This window comes from Mycobacterium sp. (assembly GCF_049280035.1).
Lineage (GTDB): Bacteria > Actinomycetota > Actinomycetes > Mycobacteriales > Mycobacteriaceae > Mycobacterium.
The window spans coordinates 1-3272 of record NZ_JBAPPI010000674.1 but is presented as its reverse complement, the minus strand read 5'-3'; the positions used below and the strand labels follow the sequence as shown (position 1 = coordinate 3272).

The window sequence follows — 3272 nt, the reverse complement described above, 5'->3', positions numbered from 1 at the left end:
CGGTTGGACAGCGCGCATCGACGCGGTTTGCGGTGGCCGGCCGGCCATGCCGGCGTGGTGACCGACCTCGAATGCAAGTTGGGGTCCGTCTGGATTGCCGATGTTGATGGTCTGGCCGTCGTGAATGTCGACAACCGGTACCCGACGCCCATTGACGTAGGTCCCGTTCAACGAGCCGTTGTCGATGGCGAGCCAGCGCCCTTGCTCGAAGCGCAGCAGTAGATGCGCGCGCGAGATGAGCGGATGCGTGATGCGCATGTCGGCGCGCAGATCGCGCCCGACAACTACGTCATGGCCCGCGGCGAAAGTGCGTTGAGATCCGTCATAGCGGACTGTCAGCACGGGCGGCGCTGCTTGACTCATCGCCCCAACCTTAGCTGCTTGGCTCACTGCTCCGACCTTATCGGCTGCCGCACAATCGTCTCAGACCGACACGAAGCGCCGGCGCATCTTCACCGGGCCGGCTCTGATTGCCCGCCTCCTCAGCGGGCCGTGCCGGCCCGCATCGTCACCGGGCGTGGTCTGATTGCCCGCCTCCTCAGCGGGCCGCGCCGGGCCCGCATCGTCACCGGGCGTCGGGGGCGCCGGTCACCACGCAGTGGGTGCGGCTGTAGATCGTCGGCATGCACTGGTTGCAGTGCGTACACGCCGAATGCACGGTATGCGCAGCCCCGTCGGCGGCGATTCGGTTGATCAGATCGGGTTCAGCGAGCAGGGCGCGACCCATCGCCACAAAATCAAATCCCTCCGCCATGGCCAGGTCCATGGTCGTCCGGTTGGTGATGCCGCCGAGCAGGATCAGCGGCATCGTCAACTCGGCGCGGAACAGCTTGGCGTCGCGCAGCAGATAGGCCTCGCGGTAGGGGTACTCGCGCAAAAACTTCTTGCCCGTCATGCGCATGCCCCAGCGCAGCGGCGGCTTGAAGGCACCGGCGAACTCCTTGAGCGGTGCGTCGCCGCGGAACAGATACATCGGGTTGACCAGTGAGCTGCCCGCGGTCAGCTCGATCGCGTCCAGCCCACCGTCGTCCTGCAACCACTTGGCCGTGGTCAGCGCCTCTTCGACCGGGATACCGCCGCGCACACCATCAGCCATGTTGAGCTTGGCGGTCACCGCGATTGGCGTGCCCTCGTTATCCACCGCGCGTCGAACGGCCAGCACCATCCCGCGGGCGACCTTGGCGCGGTTCTCCAACGATCCGCCGAACTCGTCGGCGCGCCGATTGATCAACGGAGAGAGAAAGGAACTCGCCAAATAGTTGTGACCCAAATGGATTTCGACGGCGTCGAAGCCTGCTTCGATGGCGAGTCGGGCGGCGTTGGCGTGTCCGGCGATAACCTCATCGATGTCGTCGCGGGTCGCCTTCTTGGCGAACCGCATGCCGATGGGGTTGAAGAACCGCACCGGCGCCAGGGCGGTGGCCTTGTTAGTTTTGGCGTTGGCAACGGGACCGGCGTGGCCGATCTGAGCGCTGACCGCCGCGCCCTCGGCGTGGATCGCGTCGGTGAGCCGACGGAACCCGGGCACCGCCTCCGGACGCATCCAGATTCCGTTGCCTTCGGTGCGGCCACCCTGGGACACCGCGCAGTACGCGACCGTGGTCATGCCGACCCCGCCGGCGGCGGGCAGCCGGTGATATTCGATCAGGTCGTCGCTGACCAGTGCGTTGGGTGTGCGGGCCTCGAAGGTGGCGGACTTGATGATGCGGTTACGCAGGGTGATCGGGCCCAGCTTGGCGGGGCTAAGGACGTCCGGAGGGCTAGACATACGGGGAGCGTACGCGGGCATGGAAGACTGTCAGGCGTGGGTGCGATCACGTTGGACGGCAAAGTCACGCGCGACGAGATCTTCGTCGATTTGACGCAACGGGTGGCGGCTTTGACCGCTTCAGGGCGGACACCGGGCCTCGGCACGATCCTGGTGGGAGACGACCCGGGCTCGCAGGCCTACGTCCGCGGAAAGCATTCCGACTGCGCCAAGGTCGGCATCACCTCGCTGCGCCGCGACCTGCCCGCCGACATCAGCCAGGCGAAGCTGAATGACACCATCGACGAACTCAACGCCAACCCCGAGTGCACCGGCTACATCGTCCAGTTGCCGCTGCCGAAGCAGCTCGACGAGAACGCGGCTTTGGAGCGCGTCGATCCGGCCAAGGACGCCGACGGGTTGCATCCGACGAATCTGGGCCGGCTGGTGCTGAATACGCCGGCGCCGCTGCCCTGCACTCCGCGCGGCATCGTGCACCTGTTGCGGCGCTTCGACGTAGAGATCGCCGGCGCGCACGTGGTCGTCATCGGCCGCGGCGTAACGGTTGGCCGTCCACTGGGCCTGTTGCTGACCCGCCGCTCGGAGAATGCGACGGTGACGTTGTGCCACACCGGAACTCGTGACCTTCCCGCGCTGACCAAGCAGGCGGACATCATCGTGGCCGGGGTCGGGGTGCCGCACATGCTGACGGCCGACATGGTGCGCCCGGGCGCGACCGTGATTGATGTGGGCGTCAGCCGGGTGGACGGCAAGCTGGCTGGCGACGTGCATCCCGATGTCTGGGAGGTAGCCGGCCACGTGTCGCCGAATCCAGGCGGCGTGGGCCCGTTGACTCGTGCGTTTCTGCTGACCAACGTTGTCGAGTTGGCCGAAGCGCAATGAGCGTGCGCAGCCTGCTCCGCCCGCAATGGCCGATCGTGTCGGTGGTGCTGATTTTCGTCGTGGCGTTCAGCCTGGCGGCGGCGAACTTCTGGCGCCGTGGCGCACTGCTGATCGGCATCGGGGTTGGGGTCGCCGCCGTGTTGCGGCTGGCGCTCACCGAAGACCGTGCCGGACTTCTGGTGGTGCGCAGCAAGGGAATTGACTTTGCGACCATGGCGACCGTCGCGGCGGCGATGGTCTATATCGCGTGGACCATAGACCCGCTGGGGACGCGTTAGACCCCCGGAATTCCCGTCACGCCGGGGACCTGTGGCGGACCAGAAGGGTTGCCGCCCAGCAGGTTTGCCATCTGCTCGGGGCAATATGTGCGGATCGCGATGGTGGTGAACATCCGGGCCGCTTGCGGTGACATGCCGCGGCGGGCGACACCCGATGCGGCGGCCGCGAAGCTACCGCCCGGCTGGGCGATCATCGGGCAGATGGACTCGCCGACGGCCATCGCGTTGCCCGGTTCGCCATACTCGATGCCGGCGTGGCTGAGTGCGTCGATGAAGTCGTCGTTGGGATCTGCCTCGCCCGGCGTCGAGAACGTGGTCGCTGCCGTGATCAGACACCCGAGACC

General features: G+C 66.7%; 5 protein-coding genes. 2 read left to right on the top strand and 3 right to left on the bottom strand.

The annotated features are described in order from the left end of the window. Positions 1-363, bottom strand: a 363-nt coding sequence (locus WAN71_RS21685; RefSeq protein WP_422227299.1) for an FHA domain-containing protein, incomplete at its 3' end; no start/stop codon positions are given. A gap of 202 nt (positions 364-565) precedes the next feature. Then, positions 566-1768 (bottom strand): NADH:flavin oxidoreductase, encoded by a 1203-nt coding sequence (locus WAN71_RS21680; protein ID WP_422227298.1) that lies wholly within the window; start codon positions 1766-1768, stop codon positions 566-568. 36 nt (positions 1769-1804) lie between these two features. On the opposite strand from WAN71_RS21680, the gene WAN71_RS21675 reads away from it, so the two are divergent. Both WAN71_RS21675 and WAN71_RS21670 read left to right on the top strand, forming a co-directional pair. Further along, complete coding sequence (locus WAN71_RS21675; protein WP_422227297.1) at positions 1805-2650, top strand: bifunctional methylenetetrahydrofolate dehydrogenase/methenyltetrahydrofolate cyclohydrolase; 846 nt, start codon at positions 1805-1807, stop codon at positions 2648-2650. Next, positions 2647-2928, top strand: a complete 282-nt coding sequence (locus WAN71_RS21670) for a DUF3017 domain-containing protein (protein ID WP_331512294.1) — start codon at positions 2647-2649, stop codon at positions 2926-2928. Before WAN71_RS21675 ends, WAN71_RS21670 begins: the two co-directional genes overlap by 4 nt. Here the strand turns inward: WAN71_RS21670 and WAN71_RS21665 are convergent. Beyond that, positions 2925-3260 carry a DUF732 domain-containing protein gene (locus WAN71_RS21665; RefSeq protein WP_422227300.1) on the bottom strand — a complete coding sequence of 112 codons (336 nt, stop codon included), beginning with the start codon at positions 3258-3260 and terminating at the stop codon, positions 2925-2927. The genes WAN71_RS21670 and WAN71_RS21665 overlap by 4 nt on opposite strands. Between the last annotated feature and the right edge of the window lie 12 nt (positions 3261-3272).

Coding starts and splice junctions, on each gene's coding strand:
- WAN71_RS21680 (WP_422227298.1), bottom strand. CDS start 1,768: ATGTCTAGCCCTCCGGACGTCCTTAGCCCCGCCAAGCTGGGCCCGATC.
- WAN71_RS21670 (WP_331512294.1), top strand. CDS start 2,647: ATGAGCGTGCGCAGCCTGCTCCGCCCGCAATGGCCGATCGTGTCGGTG.